Origin of the sequence: Salinivibrio costicola subsp. alcaliphilus, from assembly GCF_001996185.1 — a bacterium.
GTDB lineage: Bacteria > Pseudomonadota > Gammaproteobacteria > Enterobacterales > Vibrionaceae > Salinivibrio > Salinivibrio costicola.
Map to the genome: position 1 here is coordinate 1 of NZ_MUFR01000166.1, position 341 is coordinate 341.

General features: G+C 49.6%; 1 protein-coding gene. It reads right to left on the minus strand.

All coding sequences use genetic code 11. From position 1 onward, the window contains the following. A partial coding sequence (locus BZJ21_RS15710) for an EF-Tu C-terminal domain-related protein (RefSeq protein ID WP_269087447.1) occupies window positions 1-341 on the minus strand: 341 nt, incomplete at both ends.

Genomic DNA, 341 nt, shown 5'->3' on the forward strand with positions numbered 1-341 from the left:
ACAACCATCTTGATGTTGTCACCAGGCATAACCATCTCAACGCCTTCTGGCAGTTCGATAGTACCGGTCACGTCAGTTGTACGGAAGTAGAACTGTGGACGATAACCTTTGAAGAACGGCGTATGACGGCCGCCTTCGTCTTTACCTAGTACGTATACTTCTGATTCGAACTTGGTGTGCGGAGTGATTGAACCAGGCTTCGCCAGTACTTGACCACGCTCAACTTCGTCACGCTTAGTACCACGCAGAAGAACACCAACGTTCTCACCCGCACGGCCTTCGTCTAGAAGCTTACGGAACATTTCAACACCAGTACAAGTGGTCTTGGTGGTGTCTTTCAT